Genomic DNA, 17,102 nt, shown 5'->3' on the forward strand with positions numbered 1-17,102 from the left:
GGGATTCGCAAGAGCGCATCCCCACCCAGGAAAACCATTGATGCCGGCGTGAGGAGTTCGATCCGGAGTTTGCTTTTGGCGACTCACGAATCACGAATCCCGAATCCCGGCTTTCGGAGAAAGCCATGACCAAGCAGATCCAGGACGCCTACATCGTCGCCGCCACCCGCACCCCGGTGGGCAAGGCGCCGAAGGGCGTGTTCCGCAACACCCGGCCGGACGAGATGCTGGCCCACGTGCTCAAGGCCGTGGTCGCGCAGGCCCCGGGCATCGACACCAGCCGCATCGACGACGCCATCATCGGCTGCGCCATGCCGGAGGGCGAGCAGGGCATGAACGTGGCCCGCATCGGCCTGCTGCTGGCCGGCCTGCCGAACACCATCGCCGCCCAGACCATCAACCGCTTCTGCTCCTCCGGCCTGCAGGCCGTGGCCCTGGCCGCGGACCAGATCCGCCTGGGCAACGCCGACCTGATGCTGGCCGGCGGCACCGAGTCGATGTCGATGGTGCCGATGATGGGCAACAAGGTCGCGCTGAGCCCGCAGGTGTTCGCCCGCGACGAGAACGTGGCCATCGCCTACGGCATGGGCATCACCGCCGAGAAGGTCGCCGAGGAGTGGAAGATCTCGCGCGAGGACCAGGACGCCTTCGCCCTCGCCTCGCACCAGAAGGCGCTGGCCGCGATCGCCGCCGGCGAGTTCCGCGACGAGATCTCGCCCTACGAGGTCGTCTCGCACCTGCCCGACCTGGCCGGCAATGCGATCGCGCTGAAGAAGCGCCTGGTCGACACCGACGAGGGCCCGCGCCCGGATACCTCGATCGAGGGCCTGGCCAAGCTGCGCCCGGTGTTCCGCAACGGCCAGTTCGGCGGCAGCGTCACCGCCGGCAACTCCTCGCAGATGAGCGACGGCGCCGGCGCGGTGCTGCTGGCCTCGGAGAAGGCGATCAAGGAATACGGCCTGACTCCCCTCGCCCGCTTCGTCAGCTTCTCGGTCGCCGGCGTGCGCCCGGAAGTGATGGGCATCGGTCCGATCGCCGCGATCCCCAAGGCGCTCAAGCAGGCCGGCCTGACCCAGGACCAGCTGGACTGGATCGAGCTCAACGAGGCCTTCGCCGCGCAGTCGCTGGCGGTGATCCGCGATTGCGGCCTGGATCCGTCCAAGGTCAATCCGTTGGGCGGCGCGATCGCCCTGGGCCACCCGCTGGGCGCCACCGGCGCCATCCGTACCGCCACCCTGGTGCACGGCCTGCGCCGCCGCCAGCAGAAGTACGGCATGGTCACCATGTGCATCGGCACCGGCATGGGCGCGGCGGGCATCTTCGAGGCACTCTGAGCCCTCGCCCTCCGCGGACATGAAAACGGCGCCCTCGGGCGCCGTTTTCATTGCAGCTTCGCCGGATGGATCAGCCGCGCTTTTCCTCGAGCGCGGCGAGCATGGCCTGGCGGGCCGCCGCGCCGTGCTTGGGGTGCTCCAGCGCGAAGTGCACGGTGGCCTCGATCAGGCCGATGTGCGCGCCGCAGTCGAAGCGCCGCCCCTCGAAGTGGTAGGCGTCGATGTGGCCCCCGGCCTTGATCGTCGAGGCGATCGCGTCGGTCAGCTGGATCTCGCCGCCGGCGCCGCGGCCGGTGGTCTCCAGGGTCTGGAAGATGCTGCCCGGCAGGATGTAGCGCCCGACCACGGCCAGGTTGCTGGGCGCGTCCTCCGGCTTGGGCTTCTCGACCATGGCCTCGATCCGGCCGCTGCGGCCCTCGAAGCCGCGGGTGGCGACGATGCCGTAGCTGGAGGTCTTCTCCCGCGGCACTTCCTCCACCGCGATCACGCCGCCACCGGTGCGCTCGGCCAGGTCGGCCATCTGCTTGAGCGCGCCGTCGCCGCGGTTCCACATCAGGTCGTCGGGCAACAGCACCGCGAACGGCTCGTCACCGACCACGTCCCTGGCGCAAAGTACCGCGTGGCCAAGGCCCAGTGCTTCGTGCTGGGTGACGAACACCACCTGCACGTGCGGTGGCAACGGTGCCCTGATCTGCTCCAGCTGTTCGAGCTTGCCTGCCTTGCGGAGCTTGTGCTCGAGTTCGTAGTGCTGGTCGAAGTAGTCGGCGATCGAATGCTTGTAGCGGTTGGTGACGAACACCAGGGTGTCGCAACCTGCTTCGATCGCCTCGTCCACCGCGTACTGGATCAGCGGCCGGTCGATGATCGGCAGCATCTCCTTGGGGACGGTCTTGGTGGCGGGGAGGAACCGGGTGCCAAGCCCGGCGACCGGAAAGACTGCCTTGCGTATCCGTTTGTTGGTCATCGTGTCCTTACTGCCTCTCGCGGGGGGAACGGGACCACCGTAGCGGTGTTCTCCTTGTTACCCGCGACAGGCACGGGCGCAAATCCGGGGATGAGCACGCCCAGCGCCTGCCGCAGGCCGTTCTCATCATAACGTGTGACGGCCGTCCGCATATGCTCGATTTCCTGCAGCAGCAGGTCGGCGGGGCACTCCCGGGCGCTGGCCTCCAGGATCTTCGGATGGGCGGTGGGACGGTAGTGCTCGTCCGCGTAGAACAGGGTCTCGTGCAGCTTCTCGCCCGGGCGCAGGCCGGTGTAGACGATGGCGATGTCCCGCCCCGGCTGCTTGCCGGCCAGGCGGATCATCTGCTCGGCCAGCAGCCGGATCGGCACCGGCTCGCCCATGTCCAGGGTGTAGATGGCCGCGTGCGAGCCCGAGGCGGCGGCCTGCATGATCAGCTGGCAGGCCTCGGGGATGGTCATGAAGTAGCGGGTGACCTCCGGGTCGGTCACGGTCACCGGGCCGCCGCGGCGGATCTGCTCGCGGAACAGCGGCACCACGCTGCCGGCCGAATCCAGCACGTTGCCGAAGCGTACGGTCACGTAGCGGGTGCCCTCGACCCGCTCGTCCAGCGACTGGGCGATCATCTCGGCGATGCGCTTGGAGGCGCCCAGCACGTTGGCCGGGTCGACCGCCTTGTCGGTGGAGATCAGCACGAAAGTGCCCACCTTGTACTCGCGGCACAGCTCGGCGACGGTATGGGTGGCCAGCACGTTGTTGCGCACCGCCTCGCGCAGCTGCGACTCCAGCAGCGGGACCTGCTTGTAGGCGGCGGCGTGGAACACGGCATCGGGGCTGGAGCGCTCCAGCGCGTGGCGGGTGACGGCCGGGTCGCCGCAGTCGCCCAGCACCGCCTCGACCTCGACGTCGGGGAAGGCCCGCGCCAGCTCGGCATGGATGGTCAGCAGGGCCAGCTCGGAGATCTCCAGCAGGACGATGCGCCGGGCGCCATGGCGCGCGCACTGCCGGCACAGTTCCGAACCGATCGAGCCGCCGGCGCCGGTCACCATCACGGTGCGGCCGTCCAGCCAGCCGCGGATCATGGCCCAGTCCGGGGTGACCGGCTTGCGGTTGAGCAGGTCTTCGATCGCCACTTCCTTGAGCTCACCGGGCATGGCCTTGCCCTCGAGCACGTCGGTCAGGCGCGGCACGGTGCGGAACGGCAGGCCGCTCTGCTCGCAGATGCCCAGCACGCGCTGCATGCCGGCCGCGTCCAGCGAGGGGATGGCGATGACCAGCATGCCGGCGCCGACCTCGCGGGCCACGGTGGGCGCGTCCTCGAGGCGGCCGAGGACCGGCATGCCGTGCAGCTGCGAGCCCTGCAGGTGGGGGGCATCGTCCAGGAAGCCGACCGGCTGGTAGGTGCCGGAGCGGCGCAAGTCGCGGACCAGGGCTTCGGCCGCCTGCCCGGCGCCGAGGATCAGCACCCGCTGCTGGTTGGCCGTGCCGCGCGACAGGTGGTAGTCCTTCCACACGCGGTAGAGCAGCCGCGGCAGGCCCAGCATGGCGGCCAGCGCCAGCGGGTACAGCATCAGCACCGCGCGCGGCAGGGCCTCGAGCCGGTTGTAGACCGCCAGGCACAGCACGATGGCGATGGTGCCCAGGCCGGCGGCCTTGATGATGTTCCAGATGTCCGGGACGCTGGCGAAGCGCCACACGCCGCGGTACAGGCCCACCCGCCAGAACACCAGGCCCTGGGCGGCCAGGACGATGGCCAGGGTGGGCGTCAGCAGGGTCCAGTCGTAGCTCTCGGAGCGGGCCGCGTAACGCAGCACGTGCAGCCCCTGCCAGCACACCGCGGCCATGAAGAGGTCATGCAGGACGATCGCCGTACGAGGCAGGGAAACAGGCAAGGCTGGGCCAGTGTTCATGCGGATGCGACGGTCCTGTCAGGTGTGCTGGATGCGCCTCCCCTGGAGCAGCCACAGCACGACCGCCAATGCGAGCCAGGTGCCCGCGACGGCAGTCGGACGAACCGTTCCAGAGGCGTGGGCACCATACGCGACCCAACCTGCCAGCAGACTGAACAGACCGTATCCCTGGCTAACCCGAACGTGACTGCCCGCACGCTTGGCCCAACGCTGGTACAGGTGCGATACATGTGGGAGCCACCAGCGCTCCCCGCGCAGGACCCGCCGGCCCAGGGTGAGCGAGGCATCGACCAGGAACGCCGACAGCGGCAGCAGCAGGAACAGCGGCTGCAGGGCCCCGCCCTCGCGGGCCAGCGCCGGCGCGGTCCAGGCCACCATCGCCGCCAACAGGTAGCCGAGGGTGCCTGAGCCGACGTCGCCCAGGAAGATCCGCGCCCGCGGATAGTTGAACGGCAGGAAGCCGCAGCAGGCGGCGAACGCCCCCCAGGCCAGCGCGGCCACCGGCGGCGCGAGGAAGGCGAAGGTCGCCAGCGCGATCATCGCCTGGCTGGTGGCGATGCCGTCGATCCCGTCCATGAAGTTCCAGACGTTGACCAGGACCGGCACCGCGGCACAGGCCAGCAGCGCCCAGCGCCAGTCGCCCTGCCCCGCGTACAGGCCGGCCGCCAGCACCAGCCCGGCCAGGCACTGCACCGCCAGCCGCGACCACGGCGACAGCGGGCGGTGGTCGTCGATCCAGCCGATCCCGGCCACCAGCAGCAGGCCGGCGGCGAAGGCCAGCGCCGGGAGCGGGGCCAGCACGCCGCCGGCAACCGCCAGCGCGGTGCCGGCCAGCAGCGCGATGGTGATGCCCAGGCCGCCGCCGCGCGGCGTCGGCACGGTGTGGCTGCGGCGCTCGCCCGGCAGGTCGAGCAGGCGCCGGCGCGCGTAGCGCAGGGTGAGCCAGGTGCCCAGGGCCGACACCGCGGCCAGCGCCAGGCTGGTCCACAGCACCGCTGGCGTGCTCATACCACGGCGTAGTTCAGCAGCGGCTTGACCGTGCCCCACTCCTTGCAGCTCGGGCACTGCCAGTGGTGGGTGCGGGCACCGAAGCCGCAGCGGGTGCAGCGGTAGCTGGGATTGCGCACCAGCAGCTGGTCGGTGATGTGCTTGAGGTCGTGCAGGGTCGCGGTGCTGTCGGCGCCGACCGCGAGGGTCAGGTCGATCAGGGCGGCCTCGCCGCGCACCGAGGGGCGGTCCTTGAGCTGGCGGCCCAGGTAGTCGCGCGCGGCCACCGCGCCCTCCTGCTGTTCGATCAGGTGGGTCAGGGCCAGCACCGGGGCGATGCCGCGGTAGTGCTCGCTCATCTCGGCCAGGAACGCGCGCGCGCCGGCGGTGTCGCCGACCTGGGCGTAGGCGGTGAGCAGGCCCGGCAGTAGCTCCGGCAGGTAGTCCGGGTCGTGGCGCGCGGCGCGCTCGAAGGCGCGGATCGCGCCCTCGGGGTTGTTCGCGCTGGCTTCGATGCGGCCCTCGAGGATGCCGGCGCGCACGCATGTGGCGTCGGCCTGGTAGGCGCGCGCGATCGCCGCGCGGGCGGCGTCCAGGTCGCCGTTGGCGCGGTGGCGCTCGGCCAGCTCGCACTCGAACTGCGCCACCAGCTTGCCCATCGGCTCGCCGGTCACTTCCTCGAAGCGCATGGCGTTGTCGATCGCCTTCTCCCAGTCGCGCTCGGCCTGGTAGATGCCGATCAGGTGCTTGAGCGCCTGCGGCGCGCGCTGGTCGATGCGGGCCAGGTCGGCGAACACGGTTTCGGCGCGGTCGAGCAGGCCGGACTTCATGTAGTCCTCGCCCAGCGCCAGCAGCGCCTGCACGCGCTGGGCGTCGGACAGGTCGGTGCGCTGGACCAGGCCCTGGTGCAGGCGGATGGCGCGGTCGACCTCGCCGCGGCGGCGGAACAGGTGGCCCAGGGCCAGCTGGGTCTCGAAGGTTTCCTTGTCCAGTTCGGCGATGTGCAGGAACAGCTCGATCGCCTTGTCGGGCTGCTCGTTGAGCAGGTAGTTCAGGCCGCGGAAGTAGGTGCCGGAAAGCCGGCTGACCTGGGTGTCACCGTGGCGCTGCCCTCCCCTGCGGCCGACCACCCAGCCGGTGAGCGCCGCAAGCGGCAGGAACAGGAAGAACCAGAACCACTCGTTGAGGAATTCCATTTGCTTAGTTGCCTTCCCGGTGGGGTGCCGGTGTGTGGAGGCCATCGACCGCCGGCGCACTGGCGCCATTGCGTGCCCGCTCGAGGCGGCGCAGGCGGGCGTGCAGCGGCAGCACGGTGCTGGCCACGACCAGGCCGCCGCCCAGCAGCACGCCGGCCAGCAGCGCGACGACGATGGCGATGCCCGATGTGGTGGAGACCTCGGCCAGGCCGAAGTCGAGGCGGAGGCGCTGCGAATTGAGCGATCCCACCACCAGCCCGATCGCGACGAAGGCGAGCAGGACCAGCAGGCGGAGGATGTTCATGGGCGGAGGCTCCGGTGCGCGGATCGCCCCCAAGCTTAGCCGACCGGGGCCGGCGCGGCGCGGCCGGTCAGGCGTCCTGCGGCTCGGACGGGGCGGGCACGACGTCGCTCACCCGCTCGCGCAGCTCCTTGCCGGCCTTGAAATGCGGCACGTACTTGCCCGGCAGGGCCACGGCCTCCCCGGTCTTGGGGTTGCGGCCGATGCGCGGCGGACGGTAGTGCAGCGAGAAGCTCCCGAAACCGCGGATCTCGATGCGCTCACCCGAAGCCAGCGAACCGGCCATCATCTCCAGCAGCGACTTGACGGCGAGGTCGACGTCCTCGGCCTTCAGGTGCGACTGGCGGCGAGCCAGGATCTCGATCAGTTCGGACTTGGTCATCTCGGACTATGGAAGCGGGCGGATACGCCGCGGCGACCCGGGATCGCCGGGTCGCCGCGGGGCCATTCACGCTGGCGGGTATTACTCGGACTTGTTGCCCAGCTGCGCACGCAGCAGCGCGCCCAGGCTGGTGGTGCCGGCGGCAGCCTCGGCGGCGGCCTTGTTGTACTCGGCCAGGGCCTCGGCGGTCTCGGCCTCGTCCTTGGCCTTGATCGACAGCTGCAGGGTACGGCCCTTGCGGTCCATGCCCACGAACTTGGCCTCGACCTTGTCGCCGACCTTCAGGTACTGGGTGGCGTCGTCCACGCGCTCGTTGGCGATGTCGCGCGCGGCGACGTAGCCCTCGATGCCGTCGGCCAGCTCGACCACGGCGCCCTTGGCGTCGACTTCCTTCACCACGCCCTCGACCTTGGAGCCCTTCGGGTGCGCGGCCATGTACTGGCCGAACGGATCCTGCTCCATCTGCTTCAGGCCCAGCGAGATGCGCTCGCGCTCCGGGTCGACGGCCAGGACGACGGCGTCCAGGGTGTCACCCTTCTTGAAGTTGCGCAGCACGTCCTCGCCGGTGGTGTTCCAGCTGATGTCGGACAGGTGGACCAGGCCGTCGATGCCGCCTTCCAGGCCGATGAAGATGCCGAAGTCGGTGATGGACTTGATCTGGCCGGTGACCTTGTCGCCCTTCTTGTGGATGGCGGCGAAGGTCTCCCACGGGTTGGCGGCGACCTGCTTCATGCCCAGCGAGATGCGGCGGCGCTCCTCGTCCACGTCCAGGACCATGACCTCGACCTCGTCGCCGACCTGCACGACCTTGGACGGGTTGACGTTCTTGTTGGTCCAGTCCATCTCGGACACGTGCACCAGGCCCTCGACGCCCGGCTCGATCTCGACGAACGCGCCGTAGTCGGTGACGTTGGAGACCTTGCCGAACACGCGGCTGTTGGCCGGGTAGCGGCGGGAGATGTTCTCCCACGGATCCTCGCCCAGCTGCTTCAGGCCCAGCGAGACGCGGTTGCGCTCGCGGTCGAACTTCAGCACGCGCACTTCCAGCTCGTCGCCGACGTTGACCACCTCGGACGGATGGCGCACGCGCTTCCACGCCATGTCGGTGATGTGCAGCAGGCCGTCGATGCCGCCCAGGTCCACGAAGGCGCCGTAGTCGGTCAGGTTCTTGACCACGCCCTTGAGCTTGGCGCCCTCGACCAGCTTCTCCAGCAGCTGCTCGCGCTCCTCGGAGTGCTCGCTCTCGACCACCGCGCGGCGGGAGACGACCACGTTGTTGCGCTTGCGGTCCAGCTTGATGAGCTTGAACTCCAGCTCCTTGCCTTCCAGGTAGGCCGGATCGCGCACCGGACGGACGTCGACCAGCGAGCCCGGCAGGAACGCGCGGACGTCCTTGATGTCGACGGTGAAACCACCCTTGACCTTGCCGCTGATGCGGCCGGTGATGGTCTCGTTCTTCTCCAGCGCCTCTTCCAGCTCGTCCCACACCATCGCGCGCTTGGCCTTCTCGCGCGACAGCACGGTCTCGCCGAAGCCGTTCTCGATCGAGTCGAGCGCGACCTTGACCTGGTCGCCCACGCCAACGTCGATCTCGCCGTTCTCGTTACGGAACTGCTCGATCGGCACGATGCCTTCTGACTTCAGTCCGGCGTTGATCACCACCACGTCGCCGCGGACGTCCACGACGGTACCGGTGACGATGGCGCCCGGCTTCAGCTTCGCCAGGTTGGCCTGGCTCTGTTCGAACAGCTCGGCAAAAGATTCGGTCATTAGTGAATACTCGGTTGAACACACGGACGGAGCCCCATCACCCGATGGCCGCCCCGCCCCCCTGTAGCAGGCCCGTACCGGCGCCCTGTGTGGTTGGTTGATGGACCCCCGCCGCGTTCCGCGGCGGGACCTGGCGCGGGATGCGCCGTTTCTGCTGTTTCCGCGGCGGCCGGGTGGCCGCTCAGACCGCGTGCTTCGGCACCAGGGCCAGCACGCGTTCCACCACCTCGTCGATGCCAAGCCCGGTCGTGTCGATGAGGACGGCGTCTTCGGCCGGCTTCAGCGGGGCGACCGTGCGCTGGGCGTCGCGGGCGTCGCGGGCGAGGATCTCCCGCAGCAGACCGTCAAAGGTAACCGAAACCCCTTTTTCCTTCAACTGGTTATGGCGGCGACGGGCGCGCTCCTCGGCGCTGGCGGTCAGGAACACCTTGGCGGTGGCATCCGGGAAGATCACCGTGCCCATGTCGCGGCCGTCCGCGACCAGGCCCGGCGGGCGCCGGAACGCGCGCTGGCGCTCCTTCAGCGCCTCGCGCACCTCGGGGATGGCGGCGATCGCCGAGGCCACCGCGCCGGTGGTCTCCAGCCGCAGTTCGGAGGTGGCGTCGGTGCCGTTGACCAGCACCCGCAGCCCTTCCGGCCCGTCGCGGAACTCGATGGCGGTGTCGAAGGCGCAGCGGACCAGGGCCGACGGGTCCGCCAGGTCCAGGTCGGCCCAGCTGGCCGCCACGCCCACCGCCCGGTACAGTGCCCCCGAATCCAGGTAGTGCCAGCCCAGGCGGCCGGCCACGATCCGGCTCACCGTGCCCTTGCCCGCCCCGGAAGGACCATCGATGGTGAGGACGGGGACTGGCTGGGACATCGACGGCTCCGCGGGGCTGTGGGGGAGCGGAATTGTAGCCGCGCCCGCCCCCGCCCCGGGCTTTCGCTGCAACTGCTTGAACCGGCTCCGGAATCATGGGTAGAATGACGGGCTTATTTTCATGCCTCGGCCAATCGGCCCTGGCTTCCCAATCCGTCGTCCTCCGAGGTGTGTCATGAAAGTCCTGTCCTCCCTGAAGTCGGCGAAGGCCCGTCACCGCGACTGCAAGGTGGTCCGCCGCCGCGGCAAGGTCTTCGTGATCTGCAAGTCCAACCCGCGCTTCAAGGCCCGCCAGCGCTGAAGCCGGCAGGCGGCCGCCCGGCCGCCGGCTTGTACGGGAAGGCCGCAGCGATGCGGCCTTTCGCGTTTCCGGGCCCATGGAAACACGCGCCGCAGCCGCCCGCGTTCTGCTTACAATCGGCCCTGCACCCGCCGGCCGCCCTGGCCAGGCGGACCACTGTCCGGGGAGACACCACGATGAAGCACCGCTTCCAAGTCCTGTCCCTGCTCGCGCTGGCCGGCCTGTCGGCCGCCGCGCAGGCGGATACCCTGCTGATCGAGCGGGTCGACAAGCCGCTGGCGGCAAAGCCGGAACGCGGCCTGAGCATGGCCGAGGTCGAGGCCCGCTTCGGCGCGCCGCAGGAGAAGCTGGACCCGCGCGGCGGCCAGAAGAAGCAGTGGCCGGCGATCCACCGCTGGGTCTACCCGGACTACGTGGTCTACTTCGAGAAGGACCGGGTGATCGACGTGGTCGCGCACAAGGCCTCGCCGAACGAGATCGGTCCCAAGCCGCCGGTCCGCTGATCCTCCCGCGCCCCGCTCCGGCGGGGCGCGCCTTCTGCGCCGGCCGCGCGGCCGGCACCGTCCGCAGCGCCGCTGCGTCCCCCATCCCCGCCCGGCCGTGCCGGGCCTGCACGACCCGAACGAATGACCGAGAACCTGCGCTTCCCCGCGGAGTGGGAACCCCAGTCCGCGATCCTGATCGCCTGGCCGCACGCCGGCACCGACTGGGCCGAGCGCCTGGGCGAGGTCGAGGAAACCTACATCGCCCTGGTTGCCGCGATCACCCGCTTCCAGGACGCCTGGATCTGCGTGGCCGACGACGACGTGGAGACCTATGCGGAGGCGCGGCTGCGCTCGGCCCGGATCGACATGGAGCGGGTGCGCTTCATCCCGTTCGACTACGACGACACCTGGCTGCGCGATTCCGGCCCGATCACCCTGCGCGAGGGCGACGGCTTCCGCGTGCTGGACTTCCGCTTCACCGCCTGGGGCGGCAAGTTCGAGGCCGGGCGTGACGACCGCCTGGTCCAGGCGCTGGCCGCCCAGGGCCTGTTCGGCGACGCCGTGCACCAGCGCATCGATTTCGCCCTGGAAGGCGGCGGCATCGAGACCGACGGCGCCGGCACCCTGCTGACCACCTGGCGCTGCCTGCACGAGCGCCACCCGCAGGCCAGCCGCGAGGAGCTGTCGGCGAAGCTGGCCGGCTGGCTGGCCCAGGACCGGGTGCTATGGCTCGACCACGGCTACCTGGAGGGCGACGACACCGACGCCCATATCGACACCCTCGCCCGCTTCGCCCCCGGCGACGCCATCGTGTTCCAGGCCTGCGACGACCAAGGCGATAGCCACTACGCCGAACTGAAGGCGATGGCGGACGAGATCGCCGCGCTGCGCACCGCCGACGGCCGTCCGTACCGCCTGTTCCCGCTGCCGTGGGCGGCGCCGGTGATCGACGAGGGCCGCCGCCTGGCCGCCTCCTACGCCAACTTCCTGGTCATCAATGGCGCGGTGCTGATGCCGGCCTACGGCGATCCGGCCGACGAAGCCGCCGCCGCGGTGCTGGCGCAGGCCTTCCCGGGCCGCGAGATCGTGCAGGTACCCTGCCGCCCGCTGATCTGGCAGAACGGCAGCCTGCACTGCATCAGCATGCAGCTGCCGGCGGGCCTCGGCCACTAAACAGGTCCCCTCGCGCCCGCCGCGATGCCTGCCCCGCGTGCGTGGCTTCAGGCCCCGTGCGCGGGGCGCGGGTTACCATCCCTTTCCGCTACGCAAGACGACGCCTTCCCCATGAGCCGCAAGACCCTCACCGTCGCCCTGGTCCAGGAACGCAACCAGGGCGACGCCGAAGCCAACCTGGCCGCGATCGAAGCGCGCGTGGCCGAGGCCGCCGCGCTCGGCGCGCAGCTGGTGCTGCTGCAGGAGCTGCACAACGGCGCCTACTTCTGCCAGCACGAGTCGGTGGGCGAGTTCGACCTGGCCGAGCCGATCCCCGGCCCCAGCACCGAGCGCCTGGGTGCGCTGGCGAAGAAGCACGGCGTGGTCATCGTCGGCTCGCTGTTCGAGCGCCGCGCCGCCGGCCTCTACCACAACACCGCGGTGGTGCTGGAGAAGGACGGCAGCCTGGCCGGCAAGTACCGCAAGATGCACATCCCGGACGACCCGGGCTTCTACGAGAAGTTCTACTTCACCCCGGGCGACATCGGCTTCCGGCCGATCGACACCTCGGTCGGCCGCCTCGGCGTGCTGGTGTGCTGGGACCAGTGGTACCCGGAAGCGGCGCGGCTGATGGCGCTGGCCGGCGCCGAGCTGCTGCTCTACCCCACCGCCATCGGCTGGGACCCGGACGACGCCCAGGACGAGAAGGACCGCCAGCGCGACGCCTGGATCCTCAGCCACCGCGGCCATGCCGTGGCCAACGGCCTGCCGGTGCTGTCCTGCAACCGCGTCGGCCACGAGCCCTCGCCGCTGGGCGCCTCGGGCATCCGGTTCTGGGGCAACAGCCACGTGCTGGGGCCGCAGGGCGAATTCCTGGCCCAGGCCGGCGAGGACGCCACCGTGCTGGTGTGCGAGGTCGACCTGCAGCGCAGCGAGCACGTGCGCCGGATCTGGCCGTTCCTGCGCGACCGCCGGATCGACGCCTACGGCGACCTGCTCAAGCGCTACATCGACTGACGGGCCGGCCCCGCCTGCCGCGACTCCCACCTTCCGGCCACCGCCAGCCCGCCATGACCACGATCCAATCCCTGCCCGAGTCCGCGCCCGCTCCTGCCGATCCGCTGGCGGGCCAGCCCGTGCGCGTGGTCGAGCGCGACGGCGTCCGCTACACCCTGCTGGGCACCGCGCACGTCTCCCGCGCCAGCGTCGAGGCGGTGCGCGCGGCAGTGGCCAGCGGCCGCTACGACGCGATCGCGGTGGAGCTGGACGCCGGCCGCCTGCAGTCGCTGACCGACCCGGACCTGCTGGCCAAGATGGACATCGTGCAGGTGATCCGCGACGGCAAGACCCACGTGTTCGCCGCCAACCTGGCGCTGTCCACCTACCAGCGGCGCCTGGCCGAACAGCTGGACGTGGAGCCGGGCGCGGAACTGAAGGCCGCCGTGGAGGACGCACGCGCCCTCGGCCTGCCGGTGAAGCTGATCGACCGCGAGGTCGGCCTGACCTTCCGCCGCGCGATGCAGCGGCTGGGCTGGTGGGGCCGCGCCCGGACCGGGGCCGGCATCCTGGTGGCGATGTTCGGCGACGAGGAAGTCGGCGACGACGAGATCGAGAAGCTCAAGCAGGGCGACATGCTGGAGGCCAGCTTCGGCGAGTTCGCCAGCCACAGCCCGGCGCTGTACGAGACCGTGATCGCCGAGCGCGACCGCTACATGGCCGCGCGCCTGCGCCAGGAGCGCGATGCCGCCCACGTGCTGGCGGTGGTCGGCGCCGGCCACCTGCCCGGCCTGGCGCGGCACCTGGCCGAGGACCAGGAGGAACCGGCCGGGGTCATGGGCGAACTGGAGGCGGTGCGCGAGAAGTCCGGGTTCCCGTGGATGGAGACCATCATCGGCGCCTTCCTGCTGGGCGGCTTCGCCTGGGGCATCTGGCAGGGCGGCATCGACGTCGGCGCCGACTTGCTGCTGCAATGGGTGCTGGCCACCGGCCTGCTCGGCGCGCTGGGCTGCGCCATCGCCGGCGGCCACCCGCTGAGCATCCTCGCCGCCTTCGTCGCCTCGCCGCTGACCCCGCTGCACCCGGCGCTGGCCTCCGGCACGGTCAGTGCCTTCGTCGAGGCGACCCTGCGCAAGCCCACCTACGCCGACTTCATGGCCCTGCGCGACGACGTGCAGACCCTCAAGGGCTGGTGGCGCAACCGGGTGGCGCGCATCCTGCTCAACTTCTTCCTCACCAGCCTGGGCACCGCGATCGGGGTGTGGACCGGCGGCCTGCGCATGCTCGGCAAGCTCATCGGCTGAGGCCTCCCTCTCCCGGCGGGAAAGGAAAAAGCCCGGCTTGCGCCGGGCTTTTCCGTTGCCGGACGGCGGACCTACTCCGCCGCCGCCGCGGCCGGCACGCTGGCGGCCGCGCCGCCGCCGTCCAGCCCGCGCGCCCTGCGCACCAGGCGCGAGGTGGCGGTGCGCAGGTCGTCCAGGATCGCGTAGATGGTCGGCAGGAACAGCAGGCTGACCACGGTGGAGAACGCCAGGCCGCCGGCGATGGCGCGCGCCATCGGGTAGTACGGCGGCATGCCGTCGACGGTCTGGGTGTTCAGCGCGATCGGGATCATCGCCAGGATCGCCGTGCCCATGGTCATCATGATCGGGCGCAGGCGTTCGCGGCTGCCCTCCACCAGCGCCTCGGTGCGCGGCAGCCCGCGCCGGCGCAGGTTGTTGATGTGCTCGATCATCACGATGCCGTTGTTCACGACCACGCCCATCAGCACCAGGATGCCGATCACCGCCATGATCCCCATCTCGGTGCCGGTGATCCAGAACAGCCAGTACACGCCGAAGATCGAGAACAGCACGCAGGACATGATCGCGCTCGGGAACAGCATCGACTCGAACACCGCCGCCATGATCACCAGCATCAGCACCAGCGCGATGATGATCGCACGCAGCATCTGCGACATGCCGTCGAAGTTGATGTTGAAGCTGGCGCTGTCGAAGGTGTAGCCGTAGCCCGGCGGGAACTGCACGGCCGCCAGCGCCTCCTCGATGGCCTTGCGCGCGTCGGCCACCGGCACGTCCTTGGCCAGCCCCGCCTCGATGCGCAGCATCGTCTGCCGGTTCAGGCGCTGGATGGAGGTGGCGGACGGATTGACGTTGACGTCGACCATCGCCAGCAGCGGGATCTCGGTGCCATTGGGCGCGCGCACCATGAACGAGGCCAGGTCCTCGATGCCGTAGCGGTCGGCGCCGGCGAAGCGCACGTTGACCGGGATCTCCACGTCCTCGCGGTGGAAGTCGCGCAGCGAGGAGCCGCGCAGGGCCATGCCGACGTACTGGGCCACCTGCTGGGCACTGAAGCCGTACGCGGCCGCGCGCTCGCGGTCCACCCGGACCGACAGCTCGGTGTTGGCGTCGCCGGTGTCCACGCGCACGTCGCGCAGCTTGGGGTTGCGCGACAGCAGCGGCACGATGTCCGCGGCCAGGTCCTCCAGCACCTGCGAGGAATCGCCGACCAGGGCGAAGTTCACGCCCTGCCCCTGGTTGCCCGAGCCGCCGGGCCAGCCGATGCCGATCTTGGCGCGGGCCGACTGCGGCAGGCCCTTGCGGATCTTCTCCTCGATCTCCTTGCTCAGCTCCAGGTCGTCGATGCCCAGGTACAGGCGGGTGTAGGCCCAGCCCTGCTCGCTGTAGCGACTGTACACCCGATCCACCTTGAACTCCTCGCGGTTGGCGTTGATGAACGCCTCCACGCGCGCCACCTCGCGGCCCATCTCCGCCTTCGAGTAGGCGCCCTTCCACTGGTAGTAGATGTTGATCTCGTCTGGCGACCGGTCGTCGCCACTGCCCTTGCTCTGGGTGATCGGCACGATGCTGGCCAGGGTGATCAGCACGATGCCGGCCACGCTCCAGCCGCGGTGCTGCAGGCTCCAGCGCAGGGTCCGCGCATAGCGCTCCTGCAGCCGGGTGATCAGCGGCGACTTCACCGCCGGCGGGGTCTTCATCCGCGCCGACAGCATCGGGATGAGGCTGATGGCCACCAGCCAGGACGCCAGCAGCGAGACCGAGATGGTCACCGCCAGCTGTCCCAGGTAGATGCTGATGATGTTCTTCTCGCCGAACAGCATCGGCAGGAACACCACGCAGTGACACAGGGTGCCGGCCGACAGCGCGATGGCCACGTGGCGGGTGCCGATGACCGAGGCCAGGGCCTGGCGGTCGGGGTACTTCTCCCGCTCCTGGTAGATGCTCTCCACCACCACCACGGCGTTGTCCACCAGCATGCCCACTGCCAGCAGCAGGCCCATCATCGAGATGATGTTGAGGGTGATGCCGGCGAAGTACATGAAGCCCAGGGTCATGGTGAAGCAGATCGGGATCGCCAGGCTCACCATCAGGGTGGACGGCCAGTGCCGCAGGAACGCGTAGAGCACGATCACCGCCAGCACCAGGCCGATCGCGCCGGCCTCGGCCAGCGCCGCCAGCGAGCTGGTCACCGCCAGGCCCTGGTCGTCGGTGACCTCGATGCCGATGCCGCGCATGGCCGGGTCCTGCGCCAGCGCCTCCACTTCCTTGCGCACGGCGCGCGACAGGTCGACCAGGTTGGCCGCGCGCTCCTTGTAGACGTCCACCGCCACGCTGGGCCGGCCGTCCATCTGCCGCACGTAGTCCATGCGCTGCGGCTGCAGGGATACCTCGGCGATGTCCGACAGCCGCACACCCTTGCCGTTGACCGGCAGGTCGCGCAGCGCCTGCAGCTCCTGCAGCTCGCCGCGCGGCTGCACCCGCAGGCGGCGCCCGGCCTCGGTGATCTGCCCGGCGGAGACCGAGAAGTTGGCCGCCTGCAGCCGCTGCACCAGCTCGTTGAGCGCCACGCCGTGGGCGCTCAGGCGGTCCTTGTCCAGCGCCACCAGCACTTCCTGGCTGGCCACGCCCTCGACCTCGATCCGGGCCACGCCGGGGATGCGCTCCAGCCGCCGCTTGATCGTCTGTTCGATCAGGTCGGCGCGCGAGGTGAGGTCCTCCTCGCTGGTCAGGCGCAGGCTCATCGCCTCGCGGTCGGACGTGCTCCAGCGGTAGACGTAGTAGCGGCGGAAGTCATCCGGCAGCTCGTCGCGGATCGCGTCGATCCGCTCGCGCGCCTCGGACGCAGCGATCGCGATGTCGCGGTTCCAGTCGCTGAACTCGACCTGGATCTGCGCGCTTTCGGCGTTGGCGCGCGAGTTCATGGTGCGGATGCCGGGCATGGTGGCCAGCGCCTCCTCCACCGGCCGCAGCACGTTGCGCTCGATCTCCTCGGGGGTCGAGCCCTCGTACGGCAGCCAGACGAAGAAGAACGGGATCGTGGCCTCCGGCTCGGCCTCCAGCGGCAGCCGGAACGCGGCGATCAGGCCGATCACCACCATCGACACGAACAGCATGATGGTGGTGACCGGGCGGCGGATGGACAGCTCGGTGATGTTCATCGA

At 70.2% G+C, this 17,102-nt stretch carries 15 protein-coding genes; 6 read left to right on the plus strand and 9 right to left on the minus strand.

Going from position 1 to position 17,102, the window contains the following annotated elements:
- Window positions 1-125: 125 nt before the first annotated feature.
- Entirely contained in the window at window positions 126-1,334 is a 1,209-nt protein-coding gene (locus tag EIM47_RS09695; RefSeq protein ID WP_125076777.1) for an acetyl-CoA C-acyltransferase, read from the plus strand.
- A 70-nt stretch (window positions 1,335-1,404) separates the two neighbouring features.
- On the opposite strand, the gene galU is transcribed toward EIM47_RS09695, so the two are convergent.
- The 8 genes from galU to cmk all read right to left on the minus strand — a co-directional run bounded on the left by galU (window position 1,405) and on the right by cmk (window position 9,703).
- Window positions 1,405-2,298 (minus strand): UTP--glucose-1-phosphate uridylyltransferase GalU, encoded by an 894-nt coding sequence (gene galU / locus EIM47_RS09700; RefSeq protein WP_125076778.1) that lies wholly within the window; start codon window positions 2,296-2,298, stop codon window positions 1,405-1,407.
- A complete protein-coding gene (locus EIM47_RS09705; protein WP_164514581.1) occupies window positions 2,295-4,208 on the minus strand; it encodes a nucleoside-diphosphate sugar epimerase/dehydratase in 1,914 nt (637 codons plus the stop codon). Before EIM47_RS09705 ends, galU begins: the two co-directional genes overlap by 4 nt.
- A gap of 18 nt (window positions 4,209-4,226) precedes the next feature.
- A complete protein-coding gene (locus tag EIM47_RS09710) occupies window positions 4,227-5,216 on the minus strand; it encodes a glycosyltransferase family 4 protein (RefSeq protein ID WP_125076779.1) in 990 nt (329 codons plus the stop codon).
- Window positions 5,213-6,391 (minus strand): lipopolysaccharide assembly protein LapB, encoded by a 1,179-nt coding sequence (gene lapB, locus EIM47_RS09715; RefSeq protein ID WP_019399402.1) that lies wholly within the window; start codon window positions 6,389-6,391, stop codon window positions 5,213-5,215. The genes EIM47_RS09710 and lapB overlap by 4 nt, the downstream gene beginning before the upstream one ends.
- 4 nt (window positions 6,392-6,395) lie before the next feature.
- Entirely contained in the window at window positions 6,396-6,695 is a 300-nt protein-coding gene (locus tag EIM47_RS09720) for a lipopolysaccharide assembly protein LapA domain-containing protein (protein WP_019399403.1), read from the minus strand.
- Between the two features lie 67 nt (window positions 6,696-6,762).
- Window positions 6,763-7,074, minus strand: coding sequence for an integration host factor subunit beta (locus EIM47_RS09725; protein WP_019399404.1), 312 nt, complete (start codon window positions 7,072-7,074; stop codon window positions 6,763-6,765).
- 81 nt (window positions 7,075-7,155) lie between these two features.
- Window positions 7,156-8,844: a 30S ribosomal protein S1 gene (gene rpsA, locus EIM47_RS09730; RefSeq protein ID WP_019399533.1), complete on the minus strand. Its 1,689-nt coding sequence runs from the start codon at window positions 8,842-8,844 to the stop codon at window positions 7,156-7,158.
- A 181-nt stretch (window positions 8,845-9,025) separates the two neighbouring features.
- Complete coding sequence (cmk, locus tag EIM47_RS09735; RefSeq protein ID WP_125076780.1) at window positions 9,026-9,703, minus strand: (d)CMP kinase; 678 nt, start codon at window positions 9,701-9,703, stop codon at window positions 9,026-9,028.
- 175 nt (window positions 9,704-9,878) lie between these two features.
- On the opposite strand from cmk, the gene ykgO reads away from it, so the two are divergent.
- The 5 genes from ykgO to EIM47_RS09760 all read left to right on the plus strand — a co-directional run bounded on the left by ykgO (window position 9,879) and on the right by EIM47_RS09760 (window position 13,941).
- A complete protein-coding gene (gene ykgO, locus EIM47_RS09740) occupies window positions 9,879-10,004 on the plus strand; it encodes a type B 50S ribosomal protein L36 (protein ID WP_010342887.1) in 126 nt (41 codons plus the stop codon).
- Between the two features lie 176 nt (window positions 10,005-10,180).
- Window positions 10,181-10,507 carry a hypothetical protein gene (locus EIM47_RS09745; RefSeq protein WP_019399968.1) on the plus strand — a complete coding sequence of 109 codons (327 nt, stop codon included), beginning with the start codon at window positions 10,181-10,183 and terminating at the stop codon, window positions 10,505-10,507.
- A gap of 123 nt (window positions 10,508-10,630) precedes the next feature.
- Window positions 10,631-11,662, plus strand: a complete 1,032-nt coding sequence (locus EIM47_RS09750; protein ID WP_019399967.1) for an agmatine deiminase family protein — start codon at window positions 10,631-10,633, stop codon at window positions 11,660-11,662.
- Between the two features lie 111 nt (window positions 11,663-11,773).
- Window positions 11,774-12,658, plus strand: a complete 885-nt coding sequence (locus EIM47_RS09755; protein WP_125076781.1) for a carbon-nitrogen hydrolase — start codon at window positions 11,774-11,776, stop codon at window positions 12,656-12,658.
- Window positions 12,659-12,711: 53 nt separating this feature from the next.
- Window positions 12,712-13,941 (plus strand): TraB/GumN family protein, encoded by a 1,230-nt coding sequence (locus tag EIM47_RS09760; RefSeq protein ID WP_125076782.1) that lies wholly within the window; start codon window positions 12,712-12,714, stop codon window positions 13,939-13,941.
- Window positions 13,942-14,012: 71 nt separating this feature from the next.
- Here the strand turns inward: EIM47_RS09760 and EIM47_RS09765 are convergent, their stop codons facing one another.
- Window positions 14,013-17,099, minus strand: coding sequence for an efflux RND transporter permease subunit (locus tag EIM47_RS09765; RefSeq protein WP_125076783.1), 3,087 nt, complete (start codon window positions 17,097-17,099; stop codon window positions 14,013-14,015).
- Window positions 17,100-17,102: the final 3 nt, after the last annotated feature.

Source organism: Pseudoxanthomonas sp. SGT-18 (assembly GCF_003931645.1).
GTDB lineage: Bacteria > Pseudomonadota > Gammaproteobacteria > Xanthomonadales > Xanthomonadaceae > Pseudoxanthomonas.

Coding starts and splice junctions, on each gene's coding strand:
- EIM47_RS09760 (WP_125076782.1), top strand. CDS start 12,712: ATGACCACGATCCAATCCCTGCCCGAGTCCGCGCCCGCTCCTGCCGAT.
- EIM47_RS09710 (WP_125076779.1), bottom strand. CDS start 5,216: ATGAGCACGCCAGCGGTGCTGTGGACCAGCCTGGCGCTGGCCGCGGTG.
- EIM47_RS09755 (WP_125076781.1), top strand. CDS start 11,774: ATGAGCCGCAAGACCCTCACCGTCGCCCTGGTCCAGGAACGCAACCAG.
- cmk (WP_125076780.1), bottom strand. CDS start 9,703: ATGTCCCAGCCAGTCCCCGTCCTCACCATCGATGGTCCTTCCGGGGCG.
- EIM47_RS09695 (WP_125076777.1), top strand. CDS start 126: ATGACCAAGCAGATCCAGGACGCCTACATCGTCGCCGCCACCCGCACC.
- rpsA (WP_019399533.1), bottom strand. CDS start 8,844: ATGACCGAATCTTTTGCCGAGCTGTTCGAACAGAGCCAGGCCAACCTG.
- ykgO (WP_010342887.1), top strand. CDS start 9,879: ATGAAAGTCCTGTCCTCCCTGAAGTCGGCGAAGGCCCGTCACCGCGAC.
- EIM47_RS09720 (WP_019399403.1), bottom strand. CDS start 6,695: ATGAACATCCTCCGCCTGCTGGTCCTGCTCGCCTTCGTCGCGATCGGG.
- EIM47_RS09705 (WP_164514581.1), bottom strand. CDS start 4,208: ATGAACACTGGCCCAGCCTTGCCTGTTTCCCTGCCTCGTACGGCGATC.
- EIM47_RS09750 (WP_019399967.1), top strand. CDS start 10,631: ATGACCGAGAACCTGCGCTTCCCCGCGGAGTGGGAACCCCAGTCCGCG.
- galU (WP_125076778.1), bottom strand. CDS start 2,298: ATGACCAACAAACGGATACGCAAGGCAGTCTTTCCGGTCGCCGGGCTT.
- EIM47_RS09765 (WP_125076783.1), bottom strand. CDS start 17,099: ATGAACATCACCGAGCTGTCCATCCGCCGCCCGGTCACCACCATCATG.
- EIM47_RS09745 (WP_019399968.1), top strand. CDS start 10,181: ATGAAGCACCGCTTCCAAGTCCTGTCCCTGCTCGCGCTGGCCGGCCTG.
- EIM47_RS09725 (WP_019399404.1), bottom strand. CDS start 7,074: ATGACCAAGTCCGAACTGATCGAGATCCTGGCTCGCCGCCAGTCGCAC.
- lapB (WP_019399402.1), bottom strand. CDS start 6,391: ATGGAATTCCTCAACGAGTGGTTCTGGTTCTTCCTGTTCCTGCCGCTT.